This window comes from Leifsonia sp. NCR5, assembly GCF_002105485.1.
Classification (GTDB): domain Bacteria; phylum Actinomycetota; class Actinomycetes; order Actinomycetales; family Microbacteriaceae; genus Leifsonia.
In genome coordinates this window covers 20,302-45,431 of sequence record NZ_NCSR01000012.1, presented here as the reverse complement: position 1 = coordinate 45,431, position 25,130 = coordinate 20,302, and the positions used below count along the sequence as shown (strand labels likewise).

The 25,130-nt window shown below is 70.2% G+C and carries 18 protein-coding genes, 1 tRNA gene and 1 riboswitch; of the genes, 11 read left to right on the top strand and 8 right to left on the bottom strand.

Annotated elements, in window-relative coordinates:
* Positions 1-3: 3 nt before the first annotated feature.
* Positions 4-69, top strand: a riboswitch (guanidine-III (ykkC-III) riboswitch).
* An 11-nt stretch (positions 70-80) separates the two neighbouring features.
* Positions 81-401 carry a multidrug efflux SMR transporter gene (locus B7438_RS11565; RefSeq protein ID WP_085369749.1) on the top strand — a complete coding sequence of 107 codons (321 nt, stop codon included), beginning with the start codon at positions 81-83 and terminating at the stop codon, positions 399-401.
* Between the two features lie 32 nt (positions 402-433).
* On the opposite strand, the gene B7438_RS11560 is transcribed toward B7438_RS11565, so the two are convergent.
* The 4 genes from B7438_RS11560 to B7438_RS11545 form a co-directional block, all read right to left on the bottom strand.
* Positions 434-1,450 carry a YeiH family protein gene (locus B7438_RS11560; protein ID WP_085369748.1) on the bottom strand — a complete coding sequence of 339 codons (1,017 nt, stop codon included), beginning with the start codon at positions 1,448-1,450 and terminating at the stop codon, positions 434-436.
* A gap of 25 nt (positions 1,451-1,475) precedes the next feature.
* Positions 1,476-3,251: a cell wall-binding repeat-containing protein gene (locus tag B7438_RS11555; RefSeq protein ID WP_085369747.1), complete on the bottom strand. Its 1,776-nt coding sequence runs from the start codon at positions 3,249-3,251 to the stop codon at positions 1,476-1,478.
* 86 nt (positions 3,252-3,337) lie between these two features.
* Positions 3,338-4,927, bottom strand: coding sequence for a protease pro-enzyme activation domain-containing protein (locus B7438_RS11550; RefSeq protein ID WP_085369746.1), 1,590 nt, complete (start codon positions 4,925-4,927; stop codon positions 3,338-3,340).
* A 46-nt stretch (positions 4,928-4,973) separates the two neighbouring features.
* Positions 4,974-6,587, bottom strand: a complete 1,614-nt coding sequence (locus B7438_RS11545; protein WP_085369745.1) for a dolichyl-phosphate-mannose--protein mannosyltransferase — start codon at positions 6,585-6,587, stop codon at positions 4,974-4,976.
* A 44-nt stretch (positions 6,588-6,631) separates the two neighbouring features.
* Here B7438_RS11545 and rsmI point away from each other — a divergent pair, with 44 nt between their 5' ends.
* The 5 genes from rsmI to B7438_RS11520 are packed head-to-tail and all read left to right on the top strand — an operon-like array spanning position 6,632 to position 11,826.
* Positions 6,632-7,447 (top strand): 16S rRNA (cytidine(1402)-2'-O)-methyltransferase, encoded by an 816-nt coding sequence (gene rsmI, locus B7438_RS11540; protein ID WP_085369744.1) that lies wholly within the window; start codon positions 6,632-6,634, stop codon positions 7,445-7,447.
* A 54-nt stretch (positions 7,448-7,501) separates the two neighbouring features.
* Positions 7,502-9,091 carry a methionine--tRNA ligase gene (gene metG, locus B7438_RS11535; RefSeq protein WP_085369743.1) on the top strand — a complete coding sequence of 530 codons (1,590 nt, stop codon included), beginning with the start codon at positions 7,502-7,504 and terminating at the stop codon, positions 9,089-9,091.
* A complete protein-coding gene (locus B7438_RS11530; RefSeq protein WP_085369742.1) occupies positions 9,088-10,017 on the top strand; it encodes a TatD family hydrolase in 930 nt (309 codons plus the stop codon). Before metG ends, B7438_RS11530 begins: the two co-directional genes overlap by 4 nt.
* Positions 10,014-10,862, top strand: coding sequence for a 16S rRNA (adenine(1518)-N(6)/adenine(1519)-N(6))-dimethyltransferase RsmA (gene rsmA, locus B7438_RS11525; protein ID WP_085369741.1), 849 nt, complete (start codon positions 10,014-10,016; stop codon positions 10,860-10,862). Before B7438_RS11530 ends, rsmA begins: the two co-directional genes overlap by 4 nt.
* Before the next feature lie 31 nt (positions 10,863-10,893).
* Positions 10,894-11,826, top strand: coding sequence for a 4-(cytidine 5'-diphospho)-2-C-methyl-D-erythritol kinase (locus B7438_RS11520; RefSeq protein WP_085369740.1), 933 nt, complete (start codon positions 10,894-10,896; stop codon positions 11,824-11,826).
* An 8-nt stretch (positions 11,827-11,834) separates the two neighbouring features.
* Here the strand turns inward: B7438_RS11520 and B7438_RS11515 are convergent, their stop codons facing one another.
* Both B7438_RS11515 and B7438_RS11510 read right to left on the bottom strand, forming a co-directional pair.
* Positions 11,835-12,668 carry an undecaprenyl-diphosphate phosphatase gene (locus tag B7438_RS11515; protein ID WP_085369739.1) on the bottom strand — a complete coding sequence of 278 codons (834 nt, stop codon included), beginning with the start codon at positions 12,666-12,668 and terminating at the stop codon, positions 11,835-11,837.
* Between the two features lie 253 nt (positions 12,669-12,921).
* On the bottom strand, positions 12,922-15,789 hold the full coding sequence (locus tag B7438_RS11510; protein WP_085369738.1) for a LuxR family transcriptional regulator: 2,868 nt from the start codon (positions 15,787-15,789) through the stop codon (positions 12,922-12,924).
* Positions 15,790-15,930: 141 nt separating this feature from the next.
* Between B7438_RS11510 and B7438_RS11505 the strand changes: the two genes are divergently transcribed.
* A complete protein-coding gene (locus B7438_RS11505; RefSeq protein WP_085369737.1) occupies positions 15,931-17,757 on the top strand; it encodes an ABC-F family ATP-binding cassette domain-containing protein in 1,827 nt (608 codons plus the stop codon).
* A gap of 27 nt (positions 17,758-17,784) precedes the next feature.
* The gene (locus B7438_RS11500) at positions 17,785-19,428 is read left to right on the top strand and encodes an acyl-CoA dehydrogenase family protein (RefSeq protein ID WP_085369736.1); all 1,644 of its coding nucleotides are present in this window, start codon (positions 17,785-17,787) and stop codon (positions 19,426-19,428) included.
* A 28-nt stretch (positions 19,429-19,456) separates the two neighbouring features.
* Here B7438_RS11500 and B7438_RS11495 read toward each other — a convergent pair whose 3' ends face one another.
* Together B7438_RS11495 and B7438_RS11490 are read right to left on the bottom strand one after the other, a co-directional pair.
* Positions 19,457-21,952, bottom strand: a complete 2,496-nt coding sequence (locus B7438_RS11495; protein WP_085369735.1) for a glycosyltransferase — start codon at positions 21,950-21,952, stop codon at positions 19,457-19,459.
* A gap of 66 nt (positions 21,953-22,018) precedes the next feature.
* A complete protein-coding gene (locus B7438_RS11490) occupies positions 22,019-22,537 on the bottom strand; it encodes a MarR family winged helix-turn-helix transcriptional regulator (protein ID WP_085369734.1) in 519 nt (172 codons plus the stop codon).
* A 67-nt stretch (positions 22,538-22,604) separates the two neighbouring features.
* On the opposite strand from B7438_RS11490, the gene B7438_RS11485 reads away from it, so the two are divergent.
* The 3 genes from B7438_RS11485 (at position 22,605) to B7438_RS11475 (ending at position 25,110) form a co-directional block, all read left to right on the top strand.
* Positions 22,605-22,676, top strand: a tRNA-Gln gene (locus tag B7438_RS11485).
* Positions 22,677-22,707: 31 nt separating this feature from the next.
* A complete protein-coding gene (glmU, locus tag B7438_RS11480; protein WP_085369733.1) occupies positions 22,708-24,132 on the top strand; it encodes a bifunctional UDP-N-acetylglucosamine diphosphorylase/glucosamine-1-phosphate N-acetyltransferase GlmU in 1,425 nt (474 codons plus the stop codon).
* Complete coding sequence (locus tag B7438_RS11475; protein WP_085369732.1) at positions 24,133-25,110, top strand: ribose-phosphate diphosphokinase; 978 nt, start codon at positions 24,133-24,135, stop codon at positions 25,108-25,110.
* Positions 25,111-25,130 lie beyond the last annotated feature (20 nt).

Here is a 25,130-nt window from a genome sequence, read left to right as displayed (position 1 = left end):
GTGCTAGATCGCGTGATTCGCGATCCCGGACGACGGATCAGTACCCGGTGCGCGACAAGACTGGCCAACGGGAGTGAATCATGTCGTGGATCGTGCTCGTCGTCTCCGGTGTCCTCGAGGCCGTGTGGGCCACAGCGCTCGGGCGCTCGGAGGGCTTCACCAAGCTCTGGCCGTCGGTGATCTTCGGGGTCGCGCTCGTCGCATCCATGGGTGGGCTGGCCTACGCCATGCGCGACATCTCGACCGGCACCGCGTACGCGGTCTGGGTGGGCATCGGCGCAGCGCTCACCGTCGTCTACGCCATGCTCTTCGGCGGAGAGGGCTTCTCCCTCGTCCGCGCGTTGCTCATCGTCGGCCTCGTCGGCTGTATCGTCGGCCTCAAGCTCACCTCCGCCCACTGATTCCAGGGCGGTCGGCGGTCGGCAGCCGGTGGTCAGGAGAGGTGGACGGCGGCGAGGGCAAGGGCGGCGATGATCGCCCAGGAGAGCAGCCCGACCGCCAGCGCGCGCCAGCCCGTGCCGAGGAGGGTGCGCAGGCGCACGGCGGTGCCGAGGCCGAACAGGGCCATCGCGAGCAGCGCGGTCTGCAGCGTGTCCGCCCCGGACCGCACCACTTCGGGCAGCGGGATGAACGACGCCACCAGCACCGCCAGGATGAACCCGGCCACGAACAGCGGCACGATCGGCGGGCGCTTGGCCGCCGGGTCGCCCTCGACGTGACGGCGGCGCTCGACGACGGACGCGACCGCGACCATCGGCGCCAGCATCAGCACGCGCGTCAGCTTCACGACGACGGCGACGGCGAGCGCGGCCGGACCGGCGAGCTGCGCGGTGGCGACCACCTGGCCGACGTCGTGCACGCCGGCGCCCACCCAGTGCCCGAACTGCAGCGAGCTGAGGCCCAGTGGATGCCACAGCACCGGCAGCACGAAGATCGCGAGCGTCCCGCACAGCGTCACCAGCGCGACCGGCGTCGCCGTCTCCTCGTCCTTCGACTTGACGACGCCGCTCATCGCGCCGATCGCCGACGCGCCGCAGATCGAGAAGCCGGTCGCGATCAGCAGCGGCTGATGCCCGGGCAGCCGGAACAGCCGCCCCAGCCACATCGTGCCGACGAACGTCACGAGCACGATGGCGACCGTGCTCAGGATGGTCACCCAGCCCAGGTCCGCGATGTCACCGAGGCTGAGCTTCAGCCCGAGTAATACGACGCCGATCCGCATCAGCCGCTTGGCCGCGACAGACAGTCCGGGGGAGAGCGCGCCGGTCACGGCCGGGCGTGCGAACGGCAGCTGCCCGACCACGATCCCGAGCACCACGGCCGCGGTCAGCAGCGGAACGGCGGGGACCAGCCAGTGGATGCCCCACGCGACGAGGGCGGCAAGAGCGGCGGCCGCCACCCCTGGGACCCACCGGGGTGGGGTGCGGGTGGCGGCCGACGGACTCTGCATTCCTCCTATTGTGGCCGAACGGGGCCTAGTGCTTGTCCCGCCCTGCCGTGATGGCGGCGTTCAGCTTCTTCGGGTCGAGCGTGATCGGCGTGACGGGCTTCGACGTCTCCGCCGAGGCGGAGCCGAGACCGGCGCTCGATCCGTACAGCCCGGGTTGGCAGTATGTGATCTGGTGCTCGATGTCGAAGCTCAGAACGCTCGTGCCTCCCACAGCCCAGTACGTCGCGACGCCCTGGAGGGTCGCGTCTCGGAATTCGCCGTACGGGATGCACTCCGGAACGGCGAGGAGCAGCGGCGCCCCGATGGCACCGGCGATCGCGGAGATCGACAGGGCGTCAGGGAATCCGAGCCCGCTCGCGACGAACGCGGTGTCGGCGAGCGGGAAGATCTCGTTGTTGACGGCCTGCGCCGTGCCGAACCTGTCGTTGCCCGCGAGGCGGAGAACGGTGGGGACACCGAGGTTCTGCAGGTCGCGCTGGATGCCGCTGGACACCGAGTTCACGCCGCCCGCGATGTAGATGCGCAGCGGAGACAACGAGGTGATGAGCGATTTCGTCGCCGCGTCGAGCGAGCTCGACCAGCCGTTGACCAGGAGGAGCGGTCCGCCCTGGTAGCCAGCCGCCGAACCGGCGACGAGGGCGTCGGGGAAGCTGTTGCCTGTCGCGATGAAGACGCTGTTGACGTGCTGGCCGGTGAATGCGCCGGCAACCGCTCGTGAGGTGGCGAAGCGGTCGTCACCGGAGACCCGCGTGACGGTCGGGGCGAGCTTCTGCAGTTGCGCGAACGCGGACGCTCCGACGGCCGCGAGGCCGCCGACGACCACGATCTTGGGCGGTGCGAGGGTCTTGATCGCGTTGACGACGCTGGCCGGCACGAAGTCCTGGCGCGTCATCAACAGAGGCCCGCCGGCGCGCGCCGCCGCGGCGCTCGCGCCGAGCGCGTCGGGGAAGTTCACGCCGTTCGCGACGTAGACGACGCTCGCCTGACCGGCGGAGTACGCGCCGAGCGCGATCTGCACCGAGGTGTCGAACCGGTCGGCGCCCGCGATGCGGCCGCCGTACCAGGACCAGGCGCCGACCGAGCCGTTGATTCCCGTCACCTGCTGACCGGCGGTGACGGTGATCGGGGTCGAACTTCCGAGAGAGTCGGCGTTGTCGTAGTAGCTCGTCGAGAAGTTGGGCTGGTCGGCGTTGGCGTCGGCGAACCGCACCCTGTATTCGCCGGGGGCCAGTCCGCCGATGGAGTACACACCGCCGAGGCCGAGAGTGGTCGGTGCCTCGTTGAAGCCCTCCAGCAGCATCGTCGTCGGGTTGACCCGGTATGCGCGGATTCCGCCCGCGACCGTCGCCCCGGTGACCGTTCCGCTGATGGAACCGGCGACCGGCTGGGTGGCGGTGAGTCCGGAGACGTTCGCGGTGGTGACCGTGACCACCGTCGCGGAGTCCTCGAAGGTGCTGCCGATCCACGTTCCGGCGTTCGCGCCGTCATCGCTCGGGCGGAACTGGACGCGGTAGCGGCCCGGCGCGACGCCGGGAACGCTCCAGGTGCCGTTCACGGCATTCCCGGACAGCGGCTGCCGGGGAGTGCTACCCGTGAGTGGCTGAAGGAGCACGTACGAGGTCTTGTTCGTCGTCGTGCCACCGCCAGCGACGTCGTAGCTCACGGTTCCGCTGACGGTGTATGTGGAGGCGGCCGTCGCAGCGGTCGGGGCGAGGGTAAGCCCGGCGACGGCGACCGTCGCGGCTACTGCTCCGATGAGCAGGTTTCTGAGGGAGCGCGCGGGGCGCCGAGTGTGGGTCACGGGCTGAGCGTACCGGTCAGCCGGTCCACATCACTATGCCCTTATCGGGGTATATGCCTTCCCGCTCCCGAACGCTCCCGAACGCCTCACAGCGCCGCGAGCAGCGCCGTCCCGTCCGGCACGCCCAGGCCGGTGCAGGCGTCCCAGCCCGCCGTCGCCGTGAACGCTCCGTTGTCGCCGGTCGTGATGTCGCGGAAGCCCGGGGCCACCTGCCCTTTCTTCACCGAGTCGTAGAGGGCGGGCTGGGCGAGCCCGAGGGGTTTCCCCGTCGACTGCACCAGCCGGGCCACCAGAGCGGCCCAGAGCGGGGCGACCGCGCTCGTGCCACCGATCACCAGTTCTTTCCCGTCCACCAGCACCCGGTATCCGGTCTGCGGGTCGGCCACCGCCGACACGTCCGGCACGCCGCGGCCGCTCGGTCCGTTCGCGCTGCCTCCCGCATCCACGCCTCCGGCTCCGACCGGGACGCCCACGTTCTTCTGCCACGAAGGCTGGGCGAAGGCGGCGCTGACGCCCCCTCCCGTCGCTCCGCCGCCCGAGCCGTTGTTCCACACCGTCTCCGACTGCACGACCCCGGTGGAGGCGTCGGCGCTCAGCCGGGTGCCTCCGCAGGCGAGTGCGTGCGGCGACGACGCGGGGAAGTCGACGTGCGCCTTCCCGTCTCCGGCCCTGTCGCTGCTGCCGTCGTCTCCCGCGGCCGCCGTCACGGTGACGCCGAGGGCGGCGGCGTCGACGAGCGCCTGATCGAACGCCGTGCGCGCCTGCGCCGTCCAGGCGTCCTCCGACTGGCCCCAGCTGATGCTGATCGCCGCGGGGGTCGGGTCGGCGTGTGCCGCGGTCGTCACCGCATCCACGAATCCGGCGTCGGTGTTGGGTGCGAAGTACACGACAATGTCGGAGCCAGGGGCGAGGGCGCCGGCCACCTCGATGTCGAGCATGACCTCACCGTCCGCACCGTTCGGGTCGGAGCCCGGCTGGTTGGAGCCGCCGTCGACGCCGACGGCGGTCACGGTCGGCCCGGTGACGCCGAGGCCGGAGAAGTAGCTGTCGAGGTCCTTCTGCTCGTAGCCTCCGCCGAGTTCGATGATCGCGATGGTCTGCCCGCTGCCGTCTGTGCCAGCTGGGAAGCGGTAGATCGCGCCCAGTTCGAGCGGCGTGTAGCTCGTGCTCACCGCCCGGGGGCGGGCGACCCGGAACAGGGCCCGCGCCTGCGGGCGGTCGTCGAGGCCGAGCACGGCGGTGACCACGCCGTCGAGGGCGGCCGGGATGCTCAGCCCGCCCGTGCGGCTGCGGTGCGTGAACTCACGGTCCGCCGCATCCCGGGCCGTCGCCTGGTCGAGGTCGGTGCCGAAGACGCGGCCGAGCTGGGCGGCCGTCCCGGACACGCGCACCCGGCGCTCGGCGGCGCTCGCGTCGAGGACGGTGAGGCCGAGCTGGGTCATGGTCGACGTGACGAGGTCCAGGTCGGCCGTGGATGCGCCGTACGTCTCGGCGAAGTCCGCCCTGCTGACCGGTGTGGTCAGGGCGTCGTCCGGCAGGTCGGCCTGCCGCCGGAGCACGAGGGTCGCCTCGACCGTGCTGGCCGGGTCGATGGCGGCGTGGGAGGTGACGCCGGGCGTCTCCGGCCGTTCGCTGCCGGGGAGGGGGACGAGGTCGATCGGCTGGTTCGCATCCATACCCCACGGTCTACCACCCGCCACCGACGGGCGACAGGCCTGCCGGTCAGACCCAGCTGGGCAGCCACATGTGGATCTGCCAGTACCAGAACGGCACCTGCTGGGCCGTCCAGAGCGGCCAGAAGAAGATGCTCACCGCCGTCGCGACCAGAAGGAACAGCCCGACCCAGATGATCCCGCGCGTGCGACGCGGGGAGGGGTCGCTGCGTTTGCCGAGCACGATCCCGATCACCGCCGTCAGCCCGAGGATCAGGTACGGCTCGAACGCGATGGCGTAGAACTCGAAGATCGTGCGGTTGATGTAGAGCAGCCACGGCAGATAGCCGGCGGCGAGCCCGGTGAGGATCAGCCCGACCTGCCACTCCCTGTACCGGATGACGCGGTAGACCAGGTAGAACACCGCCGCGGCCGCCGCCCACCAGATGAGCGGGTTGCCGAGCGAGGTGATCGCCGACGAGCAGGCGTTGGCCGTGCATCCGTTCTCGCCGAGGTTGGAGCCGACGTAGTACATGCTGGTCGGCCGGATCATGAACAGCCAGGTCAGCGGGTTGGCCTGGTACGGGTGCGAGACGTGCAGGTTGATGCTGTAGTTGTACATCTCGGTCTGGTAGTGCCAGAGGTTCTGCAGCCAGAGCGGCACCCTGGAGAGCCCGCCGCTCCACTGCATGTGCGTCGACTCCGCCCAGTGCCGGTAGTAGCCGCCTTTCGTGACGATCCAGCCGGTCCAGGTGACGAGGTAGCTGACGAACGCGATCGGCACCATCAGCACGAACGTCGCCGGAGCCTGCTTCAGGATCGCCCCGCTGATGTAGAAGGGGAGCCCGACCCTGCGGCGCGCGACGATGTCGACGACCACCGTGTACACGGCGAAGAACGCCAGGAAGTAGAACCCGCTCCACTTCACGCCGGCGCAGAGCCCGCAGAGCAGACCGGCGGCGAGCAGCCAGGGCCGCCACCACAGCACGGGACCCCAGGCCGGGTCGCGGCCGGCCGCCCACGCTGCGTGCACCCGCTCGGCGAGCCGGGTGGCGTGCCATTGCCTGTCCAGCAGGATGCACCAGAAGGCCAGGAGCGCCAGGAACATCACAGAGTTGTCGAGCAGCGCCACCCTGCTCATCACGATCGCGTGACCGTCGATGGCCAGCAGGAACCCGGCGATCGTCGCCAGCAGCGTCGACGCGAACAGCTTCCGCGCGATCAGGAACACGACGAGAACGGCCAGGATGCCGACCACGGCCGTCGAGATGCGCCAGCCGAACGCGTCGCCGGCGCCGAACGCAGCAAGCCCGGCCGCGATCATCCACTTGCCGAGCGGTGGATGCGCCACGAACGACGGATCGGACGTGAAGATGTTCGTGTTGCCGCCCGCGAACTGGGCGTCCGCCTTGTCCGGCCAGCTGCCCTCGTAGCCGAGGTGCATCAGCGAGTACGCGTCCTTCACGTAGAAGGTCTCGTCGAACACCAGCGCGTGCGGGTACCCCAGGTTCCAGAGCCGCAGGATCGCGGCGAGCAGCGTGACGGCGACAGGGGCGCCCCAGTACCAGAGCTTCATCCGCAGCGGGGTGCGGAGCATCCTGGCCCACCAGTCGTCGAGCCTGCTGCCCGTCGGCTCCGCCGGAGGAGGCGCGATCGGGAGGCCGATGGCGGGTGTCGAGGTCACCAGATCATGCTAGAGGGTGCGTCTCCGGGTGACAGACTCGATGCATGATCATCCTCGCGGCCACTCCCATCGGCAATCTCAAGGACGCCTCGCTCCGGCTGATCGAGGTGCTCGGCTCCGCCACCGTCGTCGCCGCGGAGGACACCAGGGTGACGCAGCGGCTGCTCGCCGGCCTGGGCATCGAGAACCGCCCGCGTCTGATCGCCCTGCACGACCACAACGAGCGGGACAAGGCGGCCGAGCTGGTCGAGCTGGCGAAGGACCAGGATGTGGTCGTTCTGTCCGACGCCGGGATGCCGACCGTGTCCGACCCTGGCTTCCACCTCGTCGAGGCCGCGGCGACCGCCGGGGTCGGCGTCACCGCCCTCCCCGGCCCGAGCGCCGTGGTGACGGCGCTCGCCGTGTCCGGCCTGCCCACCGACCGGTTCACCTTCGAGGGCTTCCTGCCGCGCAAGCAGGGCGAACGCCTGAGCACCTTCCGCGCGCTGGCCTCCGAGCGGCGCACGATGGTGTTCTTCGAGTCGCCGAACCGGCTCGCCGCCTCCATCGCCGACCTCGCGACGGTGCTCGGCGACGACCGGCGCGTGGTGGTCTGCCGCGAACTCACCAAGCTGTTCGAGGAGGTCAAGCGGGGCACGGCGGCCGAGCTCGCGGCCTGGGCGGCGGAGGGCGTGCGCGGCGAGATCGCGATCGTGGTCGCCGGGGCGGAGGCGCGCACGGTCGACCTGGAGACCGGCGTAACACAGGTGCTCGCGCTGGTCGCGGGCGGCGTGCGGCTCAAAGACGCGGCGGGCGAGGTCGCGGAGGCGACCGGCCTCGGCAAGCGCGACCTCTACCAGGCCGCACTCGACCGGAAGTGACCCCCGACGGTAATACGCCAGGATGCGCCCCGGCGCGCCCGTAGGATAGTCACCATGTCCGACGGCTCTTCGTTCTACATCACCACGCCGATCTTCTACGTGAATGATGTCCCGCACATCGGGCACGCATACACGGAGGTCGCCGCCGACGTTCTCGCGCGCTGGCACAGGCAGGCCGGTGACGACACCTGGCTGCTGACCGGCACGGACGAGCACGGGCAGAAGATCCTGCGCACAGCCACCGCGAACGGCACCACCCCGCAGGAGTGGGCGGACCGTCTCGTCACCAACGAGTGGCTTCCTCTGCTGAAGACCATCGACATCGCCAATGACGACTTCATCCGCACCACGGACGAGCGCCACGAGAAGAACGTGCAGAAGTTCCTGCAGAAGCTCTACGACGACGGCTTCATCTACGCGGGCGAGTACGAGGCGCTCTACTGCGTCGGCTGCGAGGAGTTCAAGCCGCAGAGCGAGATCGTGGACGGCACGGGCGAGTACGAGGGCCAGAAGGTGTGCGCCATCCACTCGAAGCCGCTGGAACTGCTGCAGGAGAAGAACTACTTCTTCCGGATGAGTCAGTTCGCCGACCAGCTCCTCGCGCTCTACGAGGAGCGCCCGGAGTTCGTGCAGCCGGAGTCCGCCCGCAACGAGGTCGTCTCGTTCGTGCGCCAGGGCCTCAGCGACCTGTCCATCTCCCGGTCGAGCTTCGACTGGGGCATCAAGGTGCCGTGGGACGAGTCGCACGTCGTCTACGTGTGGTTCGACGCGCTGCTCAACTACGCCACCGCCGTCGGCTACGGCCAGGACGAGCAGAACTTCGCCAGGCGCTGGCCGGCCACCCACATCGTCGGCAAAGACATCCTGCGCTTCCACGCCGTGATCTGGCCCGCCATGCTGATGGCGGCAGGGGTGGATGTGCCCCACCAGGTCTACGGTCACGGCTGGCTCCTCGTCGGCGGCGAGAAGATGTCCAAGTCCAAGCTGACCGGCATCGCGCCCACGCAGATCACCGACACGTTCGGGTCTGACGCGTTCCGCTACTACTTCATGCGCGCCATCAGCTTCGGCCAGGACGGCTCGTTCAGCTGGGAAGACCTGTCCGCCCGCTACCAGGCGGAGCTCGCCAACGGGTTCGGCAACCTCGCATCCAGGGTCGTCGCGATGGTCACCAGATACTTCGAGGGCGTCGTGCCGCAGGCCGGGCGCTACGAGGATGCCGACTTCGCCGTGCGCCAGACCGTCGCCGACGCGGCGACGGCGGCCGACGCCGCCATCGAGAAGCTGGCCATCCACGACGCCATCACCGCCATCTGGACCATCGTCGACGAGCTGAACGGCTACATCACGGCCCAGGAGCCGTGGTCGCTCGCGAAGGACGAGGCACAGCGCGAACGTCTCGCCACCGTGCTCTACACCGCGGCGGAGGGGCTGCGCGCGCTCGCCGTGCTGCTGTCTCCCGTCATCCCGAAGGCCACCCTCAAGCTGTGGGTGGCGCTCGGAGCGGAGGACGAGCTCGGCGACCTCGACGACCAGCCGCTGCGCACCGCGGGGGAGTGGGGCCAGCTTCCCGCCGGCACCACGGTCAACGGACTCGAGGCGCTGTTCCCCCGGATCGACGCGGACGCGGTGCCCGGCGCATGACGGACCCGGCGTTCATCCGGCAGCGTCACGTCACCGACGGGCGTGACCTGGAGTACCCGCCGCTTCCGGAGGCGCTGGTCGTCCCCGTCTACGACAACCACACGCACCTGGAGATCTCCGACGGCGACGAGCCGATGGACTACCGGGAGCAGCTGGACCGTGCATCCAGTGTCGGCGTGCGCGGTGTCGTGCAGGTCGGAAACGACGTGGAGACCTCGCGCTGGTCGGCCGACATGGCCGCCATCGAGCCCCGGATGCTCGCCGCCGTCGCCCTGCACCCCAACGACGCCCCCGACTACGCGGAGCGCGGGGAACTCGACGACGCGCTCGCGGTGATCGCCGAGCTGGCAACGCGACCGCGCGTCCGTGCGATCGGCGAGACGGGGCTCGACTTCTTCCGCACCGAGGCCGGCCCGCGGCGGGAGGCGCAGTTCCGCTCGTTCGAGGCGCACATCGAGATCGCCAAGCAGAACGACCTCGCCATGCAGATCCACGACCGGGATGCGCACGCCGACGTGATCGCGACCCTCAAGCGGGTGGGCGCTCCGGAGCGCACCGTCTTCCACTGCTTCTCCGGCGACGCCGAGCTCGCGCAGATCTGCGCGGACAACGGCTGGTACATGTCGTTCGCCGGCAACGTCACGTTCAAGAACGCGGAGAACCTGCGCGAGGCGCTGCGCGCGGCCCCTCGCTCGCTGATCATGGTCGAGACGGATGCGCCGTTCCTCACGCCGACGCCGTTCCGCGGCCGGCCGAACGCGCCGTACCTCATCCCGCACACGCTGCGCGCGATGGCCGAGACCATCGGCACGGACGCCTCCACCCTGGCCGCGCAGATCTGCTCCAACACCGAGCTGGTCTACGGACGCTGGGACGCCGAGCCCGTCGCGTCGCCGCCGACCACCCCGATCGGGATCATCGCGTGACCGCGCTGCGACTCCTCGGCCCCGCCGAGATCCGCGACCTGGCCGACCTGCTCGACGTCACCCCCACCAAGAAGCTCGGCCAGAACTTCGTCATCGACGGCAACACCGTGCGCAGGATCGTGCGCGTCGCCAAGGTGCAGCCGGGCGACGTGGTGGTCGAGGTCGGCCCCGGGCTCGGCTCGCTGACCCTCGGGCTGCTCGAAGCGGACGCGACCGTGGTCGCCGTCGAGATCGACGGACGGCTCGCCGAGCAGCTGCCGATCACGGTGCGCACGATGGCGGAGGAGGCGGCGGACAGGCTCACCGTCGTGCACAAGGACGCGCTGCACGTCACCGAGCTGCCGCTCTCGCCGACGCGGCTGGTCGCCAACCTGCCGTACAACGTCTCCGTTCCGGTGCTGCTGCACTTCCTCGAGCACTTCCCGGGCATTCGGAGCGGAGTGGTGATGGTGCAGGCGGAGGTCGGTTTCCGGGTCGCCGCCGAGCCGGGCTCGAAGGTCTACGGCGCCCCGAGCGTGAAGGCGGCCTGGTACGGCAGCTGGCGCACGGCGGGCACGGTCAGCCGCCAGGTGTTCTGGCCGGTGCCGAACGTCGACTCGGTGCTCGTCGCGTTCGAACGCCACGACGACGAGCCGGGAGACGAGACGCTGCGGCTGCGCACTTTCGAACTGGTGGATGCGGCGTTCCAGCAGCGCAGGAAGATGCTGCGGCAGGCGCTCGCGCCCGTCTACGGCGACGCGGCCACCGCATCCACGGCCCTGGAGGCGGCCGGGATCGCGCCGACGCTTCGGGGCGAGCAGCTCGGCATCGCCGACTTCGTCCGGCTCGCAACGGCTCGGGTCTAGCGCCCGGCTCATCCGCCTGTAGGTTGGGACTATGACCACTCCGGCCATTGACGCAGTTCACGTGCGAGCACCCGGCAAGATCAACGTGTTCATGCGCGTCGGGGCGGTGATGGACGACGGATACCACGACGTCGCGACGGCCTACCAGGCGGTCTCGCTCTACGAGGATGTGCGCGCGTATCCGGCTGACGACTTCTCGGTGACGTTCGGCGGCTCGATCGACACCAGCGACCTGCCGACCGACGGCAGCAACCTCGCCATCAAAGCGGCCAGGATGCTCGCCGGGAAGACCGGATACACTGGCGGCGTCCGCCTCGAGATCGACAAGCATGTTCCCATCGCGGGCGGGATGGGCGGAGGCTCCGCGGACGCGGCGGCCACCCTCGTCGCCTGTGACGCGCTCTGGGGCACGGAGGCGAGCAAGGAGGACCTGCACGCCATCGCCGCCCGGCTCGGCGCCGACGTGCCGTTCGCCCTGGTCGGCGGAACGGCCATCGGAACCGGCAGGGGGGACAGGCTGAGCCCGGCGCTCGCGACCGGCCAGTTCCACTGGGTGCTCGCGCTGCCGGACAGCCAGCTGAGCACGCCGGCGGTCTACAGCGAGCTCGACCGGCACCGCGAACGCCACTCCCGCGACATCGCGCCGGCGCAGTTCACCCCGACGGTCGACACGGCCGTGCTGCAGGCGCTGCGGGCGGGAGACCCGGCCATGCTCGCCGAGTCGCTGACGAACGACCTGCAGGCCCCGGCCATCCACTTGGCGCCGGAGATCGGCGCCGTCATCGAGCTGGGGGAGATGAACGGCGCGCTCGCCGGCATCGTCTCCGGTTCCGGCCCGACGGTCGCCTTCCTGACGGCCGACCTCGACAGCGCGCTCGACCTGCAGATCGCGCTGAGCGCCGCCCGGCTGACCGCGGTGCGGGCGACGGGCCCCGTGCACGGGGCGCGCATCCTCAACGACTAGCGCGGCGGTCAGGTGGCGGTGATGACTCCGGTGAGGAGGAGGATCGCGACGACCACCGCGAGGCCGATGCGGTACCAGATGAAGACCGTGATCGGGTGCTTGGTGACCAGCCGCAGCAGCCAGGCGATGCTCACGTAGGCCACGACGAGGCTCACGATCGTGGCCACGATGGTGGGCAGCCAGCCGACGCTGGAGCTGATCGCGCTCGCCTGCGTGATGCCCTCGTATCCGCCCGCCGCGACGAGCGCCGGGATGGCGAGGAAGAACGACAGCCGGGTCGCCGCCACGCGGTCGAGGCCGCGGAACAGGCCGGCGCTGATCGTCGCGCCCGAGCGGGAGACGCCGGGGATGAGGGCGATCACCTGGAAGACGCCGATGGCGACCGCGTCGAGCACGGTGGTCGACTCCTCGTGCCGGTCCTGTTTCCCGACGCGCTCCGCCGCCCACATGACGATGCTCCACAGGATGAGGGCGGCGACCACCACCCACAGGTTGCGCAGGCCGCCCGAGATGAGGTCTTTGGCCACCAGGCCGACGATCGCGATCGGGATGGAGCCGATGATCACGTACCAGCCCATCCGGTAGTCGTGGCCGCGCGCATCCCGGTTGAACAGGCCGCGCGCCCAGGCGACGACGATGCGGACGATGTCTTTCCAGAAGTAGATGATCGCCGCGAGGATGGCGCCGACCTGGATGATCGCGGTGAACGCTGTGACACCCTGGTCGTCGATCTGCAGTCCGAGGAGTTTCTCGACGATGGTCAGGTGGCCGGTGCTCGACACGGGAAGGAATTCCGCGATGCCTTCGACGATGCCGAGGATCAGGGCTTGCAGCAGGTTCATCCGACCGCCTCTCGATTCAGTGTGCGCTCCCCAGCATGTCGGGACGGCGGCAAGAAGTCTCTGAGAATCGCGAAGGGAGAGGTTTTTCTACCCTGGTTTTCTACCCAGGGATGCCCAGCGCGCAGACGCAAGTCGGGTGTTGAGACGATTCGTTGAGCATCGTATCCAAGCGTCCCAGCGGGCGGGCATCCCGGGGTGTGATCCCAAAATACCGAGGCCGTCAGGTGGGCTCATAACCGTGGGAGGAAAACCGTCAAGTATTGACGGGGCGGTGCCTGGCACGGGTCGCGCGCACGCTGCGGGAGGCGATGCTGAGCTTCCGCAGATCACGCCGCGACGACAGTTCCAGCTTCGCCAGGATGTTCCGCACGTGGAAGTTGACGGTGGTCACCGACACATACAGCCGCTCCGCGATCTCCTTGTTGGTCATGCCGGCCGCGAGCGCGTACGCGACCTGCCGCTCCCTCGTGGTGAGCGGCGCGAACGGGTCCGTCTGCGCGTCGTCCGCCCCTCTGCCGCTCGCGCTCAGTTCCTCCAGCAGCCGGGCGCAGCGGGACAGGTACCCGGATGCGCCGACCCGGCGGAACGTGTCGGCCGCCTGTTCGAGCAGCGCCGTCGCGCGCGGCCGGTCCGTGCCGAGTTCGGCCAGCAGCCGCCCGGCGTCGGCCGCCGCCACAGCCTGCGGGAACGGGAACCGAGCAGCAGACGGGTCGTCGAGCGACGCGAGGTACGCGTCCAGCGCTTCCTGCCGGGCACCCTCGGCTTCGAGCACGCGGCCCTCCAGCCAGCCGAGCGAGCCGTAGTACGGTCGCCACATCCCGGGCGCCTGGCAGAGGGCGAACGCGGCGCGCGCGTCCGCCGCCCGGCCGAGTGCCGCCAGCGCATCCACCCGGTGGGTCAGCCAGCCGAGAGTGGATGCGCGGGTCGCCACCGCCTCCGCCTCCTCCGTCGCGGCGAGCTGGGTCGCGCGGTCGCCGAGGGCGCGGGCGAGTTCGGCGCGCGCGATGAACGGGAGGTCGCTGTCGTACGACCCGGCGATGCTGAGCTTCGCCTGGGCGGCGGAGCGGAGGCGCTCCTCCACGGCCGCCGCCTCTCCGCGCCCCGCGCGGACCAGCGTCGACGCCCAGAGGGCGATCGGCCAGCCGGACAGGTCCGTCTCGTCGAGGGCGAGCGCGACGGAGGCGTCCGCGAGGGTGACGGACTCGTCCCACTCGCCGAGGAGGAACAGGACGTGGGCGTAGATCGTGCGTCCGAACCCCGCCGTCCAACTCGACGGGAACCGGCGCAGCAGCTCGTTGGCCTGCGCCAGGTCGTCGCGGGCACGGTCGATGTCGCCGCTGAGGACGAAGACGCGGGCGCGGGAGATGAACGCGTCGACGACGGAGGGGGAGACGGTGGACGGCGTCGATGCGGCGGCGAGGAGGTCGTCGAGTTCCGCGACGAGCTCACCGACCACAGCGGGCCGCACGTGTCCGGCGGCGGTGAGCGCCCAGCCGAGCAGCCGCAGCAGGTAGTCGCGGGGCTGGGCGAGCCAGCGCAGGGCGGGGTCGGCGATCTCGTCCGGGTCGGTCGGCGCTTCGGCGATGAGGCGACGGCCGGTGTCGAGGTGGTCGAAGACTCCCGGGAAGTCGCGCGTCGCCATCAGGACCTTCGGCAGCGCCTCTGCGACGTGCGCGCGGATCGCCCGCTCGTCCGCCGTGGTCGCCGGGCTCGCTTCGAGCGTGAGCGCGATGCCGAGCGCACCCGGGATGTCCCCGGTGAGCGTGCGCAGTTCGAGCACGACGAGATCGCGCGCCTGGGAAGCGGGCAGCGCCTCGATGGCGGGCGCCAGGTCGAAGATGCGCTCGTGCATCCTGGTGCGCAGCGCGAGCAGCCCGATCTCCAGCAGGGCGCGGTCGTGCTCCGCCCCCGGTGCCGCGAGGTGCACGGCCGAGCGGGCGTAGCTCATCGCCTGGTCCGCCTGGTTGCGGTCGGCCGCCACCCTGCTCGCTTCGAGCAGTTCGGCCACGAGAGTCGGGTCTGCGACGTCGGCCGCCTCCACCCGGTGGCGGAGCGCGCGGTGCCCGGTCAGCACCTCGGCGGCGACCCGGTGGATGGCGACCCTGCGCTCCAGGGTCAAGTCGCCACTGAGGGCATCGGCGAGGATGGCGTGCGCGGGCTCCACCCAGACGACGCCGTCGCGCTCGGAGGAGAGCACGAGCCCGCGGGAGACGGCGCCAGCCGCATCCACCCGGCTGCCGAGCCGGGCGGCGATGGTGCCGAAGACGGGCAGCGGAAGCGGGTCGCGGAGCACGGCGATGATCTCGGCCGCTTCGCGCACGGACGGGTCTGCCCCTTCGAGCGCAGAGCCGACCGCCGTGGAGAGCGGGGTGATCGCGGCGGCGGGAAGGTCCCAGCCCGCCGGGTGCAGGGCCGCGGCGAAGGTGTCCCGGAGCTGCCCGAGCAGCACGCTGAGCAACAGGGGAGACCCCTGCGTCGCCTCGGTGAGTCTGGTGGCCGTGCGCCGCGAGACCGCGTGACCCAGGATGTGCTGGGCGAGGTCCTGGGTGTCGGCGACGGAGAACGGGGCGAGCTCCACCCTGGCGTGGTTGACCGTCGACGCGGCGACGTCCTCGAACAGCGAGACCACGCTGCCGGGGAGCGGCCTGGTCGCCGCGGTGAACAGGAAGCCCTGATCGGACAGCCGCCGCACCACGAACCGCAGAGCCCTGGCCGACGCCTCGTCGACCCACTGCGCGTCGTCGACGATCAGGCAGACCGGCTTGCCGACCCCGTCGACGGCGTCGAGCAGCAGGCGCCCGACCGTCAGAGGGTCGTCCGACGGCTCCGGCGGCCGGATGCGCGTCCCGCTGACCGCGTTGAGCCCGCGCACCAGGGTCTCCACCGTCGCGTAGCTGAGGTCGGATTCGAACGAGTCGGCGTGCACCCGCAGCACGGTCCAGCCGTCGAGGCGTTCCGCCACGTCGGCGAGCAGCGCGGTCTTGCCGAGCCCCGCCTCTCCGGTGACCAGCAGGGCGCCGCCCTTGCCGAGTGCACGATGGGCGACGAGCAGCATCGTCTCGCGTTCCCTGTCGCGGCCGAACAGCGGCTTCGCATCCGGGTTCGAGGCCTCGTCGGTCACGTTGGTTCCCCATCCCGACCGGCCGTACGCCGTGCGGGTATTCGGGAGACGGACCGGTCTCAGCGATCTTCGCACACCATCGGGCGGCCCGGATTCCCCCGTCCTGGGGGCGAACGACCGGCCGGTAGGCTGGAAACCCTCATGGCACACCTCCTCGGCGCTGAGTCGCTGCACCTGGAATACCCGACGCGCGTGATCTTCGACAGCGTCACGATCGGCATCAACGAGGGCGACCGCATCGGCATCGTCGGCCGCAACGGCGACGGCAAGTCCACGCTGCTCTCCCTGCTCGCCGGGCGCATCGAACCGGACTCCGGACGCGTCACCCGCCGCCGCGACGTCAGCGTCGGGATGCTCGACCAGGGCGATGAGCTCGACCCGGCCCTCACGGTCGGCCAGGCCATCGTCGGCGACCAGGAGGAACACCTCTGGGCCGGGGATGCGCGCGTCAGGGACGTGCTGGCCGGGCTCGTCTCCGATATCCGCTGGGAGGCGACGATCGGCGAGCTCTCCGGCGGCCAGCGCCGCCGCGTCGCGCTCGCCGCGCTGCTGGTGCACGACCACGACATCCTGTTCCTGGACGAGCCGACCAACCACCTGGACATCGAGGGCGTCGCCTGGCTGGCCGCGCACCTGAAGACCCGCTGGCCCGCCACGGCGGGCGGGCTCGTGGTGGTGACCCACGACCGGTGGTTCCTCGACGAGGTCTCCACGGCTACGTGGGAGGTGCACGACCGCCTGATCGAGCCGTTCGAGGGCGGATACGCCGCGTACATCCTGCAGCGCGTCGAGCGCGACAGGATGGCGGCGGTGGTCGAGGGCAAGCGCCAGAACCTGATGCGCAAAGAACTCGCCTGGCTGCGCCGCGGAGCCCCGGCCCGCACCTCCAAGCCCAAGTTCCGGATGGATGCCGCCGCCGAGCTGATCGCGGACGAGCCGCCCGTGCGCAACCCCGTCGAGCTCAGCCAGATGGCCACGGCCCGGCTCGGCAAAGACGTGGTCGACCTGCTCGACACCACCGTGATCTACCCGCCGAAGACGGTGCTGCGCGACATCGAGTGGCGCATCGCGCCGGGGGAGCGCACCGGCATCCTCGGCGTGAACGGCGCGGGCAAGTCCACGCTGCTCGGGCTCATCGCGGGCACCGTCGAGCCGACCTCCGGCCGGGTCAAGCGCGGCAAGACCGTGCAGATCGCCACCCTCACCCAGCAGCTGTCCGAGCTGGACGACGTGATGGACGAGCGGGTCAGCGCCGTCATCGCCGGCAAGCGCACCACCTACCTCGCGGGCGGCAAGGAGATGACGCCCGGCCAGCTCCTCGAACGCCTCGGCTTCACCAACGCCCAGCTGTCCACGCCGGTCAAGGACCTCTCCGGCGGCCAGAAGCGGCGTCTGCAGCTGCTGCTCATCCTGCTCGACGAGCCGAACGTGCTCATCCTCGACGAGCCGACCAACGACCTCGACACCGACATGCTCGCCGCGATGGAGGATCTGCTCGACTCCTGGCCGGGCACCCTCATCGTCGTCTCGCACGACCGCTACCTCATCGAGCGCGTCACCGACCAGCAGTACGCGGTGATGGATGCGTCCCTCCGGCACCTGCCGGGAGGAGTGGACGAGTACCTGCGGCTGCGGAAGAGCCAGCTGGCGAGCGGGGGACCGGCGGCGACCGCGGCGGCCGTGCCCGCGTCCGGAGCGGCGGCATCCCGCGCATCCCGAGCATCCGGGGCCGCCCCCGCGCTCACCGGCGCCGCCCTGCGCGCGGCCGAGAAGGAGGTCACCTCCATCGACCGTCGCCTCGGCAAGCTGGCCGACCAGGTGGCGGCGACGCACGAACGCCTCGCCCAGCACGACCAGAGCGACTACGAGGGCATCGGAGTCATCTCCGCCGAGCTTCGCGCCCTGGAAGACGAGATCGCCACCCTGGAAACTCGCTGGCTGGAACTCTCCGAGCAGCTCGAAGGCTGACGCATCCTGCGCGGCTAGGCTCGCCGCATGGCAACGCACGCCGTCACCAACCAGCCGCCGCCTCGCGTCGACCTGGACGAGTTCGCCGCGAACGTCCCCCTCGCCGAGGCGGTCGAACGCCACGACGCCGGATGGGCGACCTCCGACCTGGCCGCCGTCGGCCGGCTGGTCGGCAGCGCACGGTTCCAGCACGACGCTGAGCGAGCGAACGTGCACGAACCCGAGCTGCGCGCCTTCGACCGCTGGGGCACCAGGATCGATGAGGTCGAGTACGACCCGTCGTACCACCGCATCCTCGGCGAGGCCGTCGCCGCCGGCGCCCACACCTCGGCCTGGGCAAAACCACGGCCGGGCGCGAACGTCGCCCGCGCCGCCACGTTCATGCTGTTCGCGCAGATCGAGCCAGGACACGCCTGCCCGGTGTCGATGACCCACGCGGCCGTCCCTGCGCTCGCGGCCTCCGACACGCTGAGTGCAGCCTGGCTGCCTCGCCTGCTCAGCCGCTCGTACGACCCCGCCCTCTCGGCAGGCAAACGCTCGGCGCTGTTCGGGATGGCCATGACCGAGAAGCAGGGCGGCTCGGATGTGCGGGCCAACACCACCACGGCCGTCCCGGACGGCGACGGCCGACACGTGCTCACCGGGCACAAGTGGTTCTGCTCGGCCCCGATGTCCGACGCGTTCCTGGTGCTCGCGCAGACGCCGTCCGGCCACGGCGAGTCGAGACTCAGCTGCTTCCTCGTGCCCAGGATGCTCGACGACGGCACCCGCAACGTCTTCGCCATCCAGCGGCTCAAGGACAAGCTCGGCAACCGCTCGAACGCCTCCAGCGAGGTCGAGTTCGACGGCACGGTCGGGCACCTGCTCGGCGAGGAGGGCAGGGGAGTGCGCACCATCCTGGAGATGGTGACCCGCACCAGGGTGGACTGCATCCTGGGCAGCGCGGCCGGGATGCGGCAGGCGGTCGCCGAAGCGGCCTGGCACGCCAGGCACCGGTCGGCGTTCGGCGCTCACCTGATCGACCAGCCGGCGATGACCGCCGTGATCGCGGACCTCGCTCTCGAGTCGGAGGCGGCGACAGCGGTCGCCCTGCGGCTGGCGCGCGCTCACGACGCCGACGCGTCGGACGACGACCGCGCCTTCCGCCGCCTCGCGACCGCCGTGACCAAGTACTGGGTCTGCAAGCGCGGGCCCGGGCATGCGTACGAGGCTCTGGAGTGTCTCGGCGGCAACGGGTACACGGAGGCGTTCCCGCTCGCGCGCCGCTACCGCGAGCAGCCGGTGATGGCGATCTGGGAGGGCTCTGGCAACGTGATCGCGCTGGATGTGCTGCGCGCACTGCAGCGCGAGCCGGACTCTCTCGATGCCTTCGACGCCGAGCTCGCCGCGGCGCGTGGCGTGCATCCCGCGTTCGACGCCCACCACGATGCGGTGCGCGCGACCGTCGCCGGCCTGGCGGGCACCGACCCTCGGGATGCGCAGGCCGCCGTCCGGCCGCTCGTCGCGTCCCTGGCGCTGGCCCTGCAGGCGTCGCTGCTGCTGCGTCACGCGCCGGACGGGATCGGCGCCGCCTTCGTCGACGCTCGCCTCGGCGACGGCCGCGGAGCGCTCTACGGCGAACTGCCGTCAGCGGCCCGGTCGGCCATTCCCGCGCTCATCGCGCGCGCCTGACCCGACCGGAAACGGGGACCCCCCGCCGCTACTCCGCCCCGATGGCCGCGTAGAACTGCCCTACGGCCTTGCGGTTGTACGCCACGTAGTCGAACGTGCTCGCGGGCACCTCTCCGGCGAGGAACGCGGTGAGCCCCTGGGCGACACCGGCGTCCGACTGCGGCACGACGAGCCCGCTGCCGGCCGGCAGCGCGTTCTTGGCCGAGGCGAACTCGACGGTGACGATCGGCAGCCCGAGCACCAGTGCCTCGAGGATCACCATCGGCTGGCCCTCGTAGTCGCTCGACAGCACGAAGCAGTCCGCCGCCGCCATGATCGCGTGCGGATTGCGCTGCATCCCGGTCAGGAACACCGAGTCGGTGAGCCCCAGGCTCTCGACGAGCGCGGTGAGGTCGTCGAACAACGGTCCGGCGCCGACGATGACGAGCCGGGTGGCCGGATGCGCGGCGTGCACCTCCGCGAACGCCCTGATCAGCCGCGCCTGGTTCTTCTCCGGGGACAGCCTGCCGACGTTGACGAATGTGGTCACCCCGTCGTCGTGCGCGAGCAGCGCGTTCGCCCAGGCCGGGTTCGCGCCGGTCTCCTCGTCGAAGGTGAGCTCGTGCAGGTCGGCCTGCGCGTTCTCCAGGATGTGCTCGGCGTCGACCGTGTTCAGCGCGTACGTGAACTTCTCCGGCCGCGCGTACTCCGCCAGGCCGTCCCTGTTGATGTCCGACAGCGTCGGAGACACCGACACGAGGTGGTCGTACTGCTCGTAGAGGGTGAACAGCTGCGTGAGGCTGTGCAGCATCTTCTTCTCGCCGCCGACCTCGCGGTGCGCATCCGACGCCAGGTCGTTGTGCAGCCAGATCGAGCGCTCCGCCTCGGGGGAGTGCAGCAGCAGGGTCGCCCAGAACGGCCCGTAGCCGGAGAAGTCGACGACGTAGTCGAAGCGGCTCTCGCCGAAGCAGCGCGACCACTCGTCGTTCCACAGCCGGTTCTGCGACGGGATGTTCGCGTGCTCGGCGATGCGTCCGCGGCGGAAGTCGAGGTGGCGGGCGAGGTGGCGCAGCTTGGCGCCGTTCATGCCGCCGACCCGCGGGAACTGCCGCACGGCGGGGTGGATCTGCTTCTGCTTGCCGATCGTGGCCTTCGACCTGCTCTGCGCGAAGAACGCCGACACGTCGTAGCGGTCGTGGTCGAGGTTGTTGAGCAGGTTGAGGGCCGACGTGGTGATGCCGTTCGGACGCATCCCGCCCAGGTAGAGGAGGAGCTTGACGCGTCCGTCGTCGGCGAGGTCGGTGCGCAGCCGGTAGCCGTCGCGCACGCCGCGGAAGACGATGTCGACGACGCGCTTCGACGCGGCGCCGTCCTCGTAGGGAGTGAACCTGCGCTGCGCGGCGAGGTAGCGCTCGCGCCACTCCTCCGGCACCGCATCCCCGTTCTCGGCGATGGCGGCGAGGTCGTCGCCGATCTCGCGTGCGGACATGCGCGCAGGGCCCGGCCACTCGTCCGGCTCGAAGTAGAGGCCGCGGGTGCCCGCGTAGTCCGCGATGTCCGGCGTGAAGAACAGGATGGGCCTGCCGGTCTGCAGGAAGTCGAAGTAGATGCTCGAGTAGTCCGTGATGAGGGCGTCGGTCGCTCCGAGCACGGCGTTCGTCGGCAGTTCGTTCGGCACGAGCATCCGCTTCAGCTCCGGCCGGTGCCTGGCGAGCTTGTGCACGCTCTGGTGCGTCTTCAGCAGCACCACGTACCTGCTGGTGTCGATGCGCTCCTCGATCGCGGCGACGTGCGCGAGGATCTCGTCGATGTCGTCGGTGGGCCGCCCGAACGACGCGCCCTTCCAGGTGGGCGCGTACAGCACGATCTTCCTGTCGCCGAGCGGGATGCCCGCCTCGGTCAGCTGACGGCGGACGGACGCGCGGCCCGCGTCGTCGAGGAACTGCCTGTCGATGCGCGGGTAGCCCTCCTCGACCAGCGTGCCGCGGTAGATCCCGGTCAGCTTGTATCCGGTCTCGTACATCTGCTCGGCCATGAAGGGGTTGGCGGCGAGCAGGTAGTCGGCCTGCACGAAGTTGCGCACGATGTTCGCCGTGCCGAGCGCACCGTCTTCGATGTCGTAGCCCATGCGCTTGAGCGGCGTGCCGTGCCAGGTGTTGAGGTAGACCTGCCCGTCGCGCTTGCCGAAGTCGGGAGGGAACGTAGCGTTGTTGACCAGGTATTGGCTGGTGGCGAGGGCGCGGTAGTACGCGGCGGAGCCGTACTTGACGAAGCTGACCCGCGGGTTCCCGGCGAACTCCTCGACGGCTGCGCGATACTGGGTCAGGTCGGAGAGCGCCCAGACGTGGGTGAGGTGGGCGAGGTCGGGGGCGGCCAGGAGCTCACGGAAGATGGCTTCCGGGTTGTCGAGCATCCCGTTGCCGGAGAAGGACTCGTAGAACACCGAGCCGATCACGAGCGGCTGCCGACGCCAGTGCGCGTGGATCTCGAAACGGGCGGCGCGCTTGACCCGGGAGGGCAGGCGTTTCAGGCGGGAGAGTCTCATCGCCCCCGATTTTATGAGAGGGGCATAACAGTCTCCTGAGAGCGGCCGATGCGTCCGCTCTGGATGTCAGGATTCTTCGTCGAAGCCGAGGGAGAGTTTGCGGAGCAGCGAGGCGAGCCGTTCCTGCTCGGTGGGGGAGAGGCCGACCAGGATGTCCGACTCGGCGTCCACGAGGCGGGTGATCGCCGCATCCACCCTGGTGAGGCCCTGCGCCGTCATCTGCACCAGGATGCCGCGGCCGTCGTTGGGATCGGTGCGCCGCTCGACGAGCTCGCGGGAGACGAGCCTGTCGATGCGGTTCGTCATGGTGCCGCTCGACACGAGCGTCTGCTGCAGCAGCGCCTTCGGGCTCAGCTGGTACGGCGCACCGGCACGGCGGAGCGCCGCGAGCACGTCGAACTCCCACGACTCCAGGTCGGAGCGGTCGAACGCGGTGCGGCGGGCCCTGTCCAGGTGGCGGGACAGCCGGGCGACGCGGGAGAGCACCTGCAGCGGCGAGAAGTCCAGGTCCGGACGTTCGCGCAGCCAGGAGTCCACGATGCGGTCGACTTCGTCGCGTGCGTCAGGCGTCCGTGGATCAGGCATCTCCCCATGCTATTTCGTCGGGCGGTCGCTCGATGGTCTGGCAAACTGTGTTGTGCGCACAGCGCGGTCCGCCTTGGTGTAATGGCAGCACGACAGCCTTTGGAGCTGTTAGGTCTAGGTTCGAATCCTGGAGGCGGAGCGGAACCGATCGTCCGATCCCCTGGAGTGATATGACCGACCAGAATCTTGCCATCGTCGTGCTCGCGGCAGGACAGGGGACGCGGATGAAGTCCGCCACCCCCAAGCTCCTGCATCCACTGGCCGGCCTGCCGATCATCGGGCACGTCCTCGCCACGGCGAAGCAGCTCGACGCCGCGCACGTCGTCTCCGTCGTGCGGCACGAGCGCGACCGTCTCGTCGAGGTCATCTCCGTCGACCTGCCGGAGAGCGTGATCGTCGACCAGGACGACGTGCCGGGCACCGGCCGCGCCGTCGAACTGGCCGTCGATGCCCTCCCCGCCGACTTCTCGGGCGACGTGCTCGTGGTCAACGGAGACGTCCCCCTGCTCGACGCCGGCACGCTGCGCGAGCTGATCGAGAAGCACCGGGCCGGAGGAGCAGCAGCGACCATCCTGTCGTCGTTCCCCGCGGACGCCACCGGATACGGCCGCATCGTGCGCACAGAGAGCGGTCACCTCGACCGCATCGTCGAGCACAAGGACGCGACCGAGGCCGAGCGCGAGATCGGCGAGATCAACGCGGGCATCTACCTCTTCGGCCTTTCTCAGCTGCGCGACCAGCTCGCCGCGCTGACCACGGACAACGCGCAGGGAGAGAAGTACCTCACCGACGTCATCGGGCTGCTGCGCAATGCGGGCTTCGACGTGGATGCGCTCCCCGTCTCCGAGTCGTGGCTGGTCGAGGGCATCAACGACCGTGCCCAGCTCAGCGAGGCCGCCGCCAAGCTGAACGCCCTGATCGTGCGCACCTGGCAGCTGGCCGGGGTCACCATCCAGGACCCGGCGACCACCTGGATCGACGTGAAGACCAGGCTGGCCCCCGACGTCACCGTCCTGCCGGGAACCCAGCTGCGCGGCGCGACCGTGGTGGAGACCGGCGCCGTCGTCGGCCCGGACACCACCCTGCTCGACTGCGAGGTCGGCGAGAAAGCGACCGTGAAGCGCACGGACGGCACACTCGCCGTGATCGGCGCGGGCGCGACGGTCGGCCCGTTCGCCTACCTGCGCGCGGGCACCATCCTCGGCGCCGACGGCAAGATCGGCACCTTCGTCGAGACCAAGAACGCCGTCATCGGCGCAGGCACCAAGCTCGCCCACTTCAACTACGTCGGGGATGCGACGGTCGGCGAGAAGTCGAACCTGGGCGCCGGCGTCATCACCGCCAACTACGACGGCGTCAACAAGCACCGCACCGAGATCGGCTCGCACGTTCGTGCCAGCACGAACACGGTGTTCGTCGCGCCCGTTAGGATGGGTGACGGAGCGTACACGGGAGCGGGAACCATCGTCCGCAAGGACGTACCTGCTGGAGCGCTCGCCCTCACGGTGGCTCCGCAACGCAACATCGAAGGTTGGGTCGCGCAGAAGCGGCCGGGCACCGACGCCGCCACAGCTGCGGAAGAGAGCGGAGAGTAAGTGTCAGGGATCACCACCACCGGCCAGAAGCGACTAGTTCTGATTTCTGGGCGGGCGCATCCCCAGCTTGCAGAAGAGATCGCGGAGTGCCTGGGCAGCGACCTCGTCCCCACCGACGCACGCACCTTCGCCAACGGCGAGATCTACGCGCGCTTCGATGAGAGCGTGCGCGGCTCGGACGCATTCGTCATCCAGTCGCACACCTCGCCGATCAACGAGTGGCTCATGGAGCAGCTGATCATGGTGGATGCGCTCAAGCGGGCCTCCGCGAAGCGCATCACCGTCGTCGCCCCGTTCTACCCGTACGCCCGCCAGGACAAGAAGGGCCGCGGCCGCGAGCCGATCTCCGCCCGCCTCGTCGCCGACCTGTTCAAGGCCGCGGGAGCCGACCGCATCATGTCGGTCGACCTGCACGCCGCGCAGATCCAGGGCTTCTTCGACGGCCCCGTCGACCACCTCTTCGCCATGCCCGTGCTGCTCGAGCACATGAAGCGCGAGCTCGACCCCGCGGTCACCACGGTCGTCTCCCCGGACATGGGCCGCGTGCGCGTCGCCGACATCTGGAGCGACAAGCTCGGTGTGCCGCTCGCGATCATCCACAAGCGCCGCGACCCGCTGGTGCCCAACCAGGTCTCCGTGCACGAGATCGTCGGTGCTGTCGAGGGCCGCGTGTGCCTGCTGGTGGACGACCTGATCGACACCGGCCGCACCATCGTCAAGGCCGCGGAGGCGCTCAAGGCGAACGGCGCGATCGGCGTGGTCGTCGCCGCCACCCACGCCGTGTTCAGCGACCCGGCCGTCGAGCTGCTGCAGAGCGACGCGATCGACTCGGTCGTCGTCACGGACACGCTCCCGCTCCCCGAGCACAAGCGCTGGGACAAGCTCACCATCCTGCCCATCGCCCCGCTCCTGGCGAACGCGATCCAGCAGGTCTTCACCGACGGCTCCGTCACCTCGATGTTCGACGGGGCGGCCTAGCCAACAGTTCTCCGCCCCCT

What these genes read in the sequence shown, in the direction of transcription:
- glmU (WP_085369733.1), top strand. Translation starts at nt 22,708, where the DNA reads ATGACCGACCAGAATCTTGCCATCGTCGTGCTCGCGGCAGGACAGGGG.
- B7438_RS11500 (WP_085369736.1), top strand. Translation starts at nt 17,785, where the DNA reads ATGGCAACGCACGCCGTCACCAACCAGCCGCCGCCTCGCGTCGACCTG.
- B7438_RS11495 (WP_085369735.1), bottom strand. Translation starts at nt 21,952, where the DNA reads ATGAGACTCTCCCGCCTGAAACGCCTGCCCTCCCGGGTCAAGCGCGCC.
- B7438_RS11565 (WP_085369749.1), top strand. Translation starts at nt 81, where the DNA reads ATGTCGTGGATCGTGCTCGTCGTCTCCGGTGTCCTCGAGGCCGTGTGG.
- B7438_RS11490 (WP_085369734.1), bottom strand. Translation starts at nt 22,537, where the DNA reads ATGCCTGATCCACGGACGCCTGACGCACGCGACGAAGTCGACCGCATC.
- B7438_RS11515 (WP_085369739.1), bottom strand. Translation starts at nt 12,668, where the DNA reads ATGAACCTGCTGCAAGCCCTGATCCTCGGCATCGTCGAAGGCATCGCG.
- rsmI (WP_085369744.1), top strand. Translation starts at nt 6,632, where the DNA reads ATGATCATCCTCGCGGCCACTCCCATCGGCAATCTCAAGGACGCCTCG.
- B7438_RS11520 (WP_085369740.1), top strand. Translation starts at nt 10,894, where the DNA reads ATGACCACTCCGGCCATTGACGCAGTTCACGTGCGAGCACCCGGCAAG.
- metG (WP_085369743.1), top strand. Translation starts at nt 7,502, where the DNA reads ATGTCCGACGGCTCTTCGTTCTACATCACCACGCCGATCTTCTACGTG.
- B7438_RS11505 (WP_085369737.1), top strand. Translation starts at nt 15,931, where the DNA reads ATGGCACACCTCCTCGGCGCTGAGTCGCTGCACCTGGAATACCCGACG.
- B7438_RS11550 (WP_085369746.1), bottom strand. Translation starts at nt 4,927, where the DNA reads ATGGATGCGAACCAGCCGATCGACCTCGTCCCCCTCCCCGGCAGCGAA.
- B7438_RS11560 (WP_085369748.1), bottom strand. Translation starts at nt 1,450, where the DNA reads ATGCAGAGTCCGTCGGCCGCCACCCGCACCCCACCCCGGTGGGTCCCA.
- B7438_RS11530 (WP_085369742.1), top strand. Translation starts at nt 9,088, where the DNA reads ATGACGGACCCGGCGTTCATCCGGCAGCGTCACGTCACCGACGGGCGT.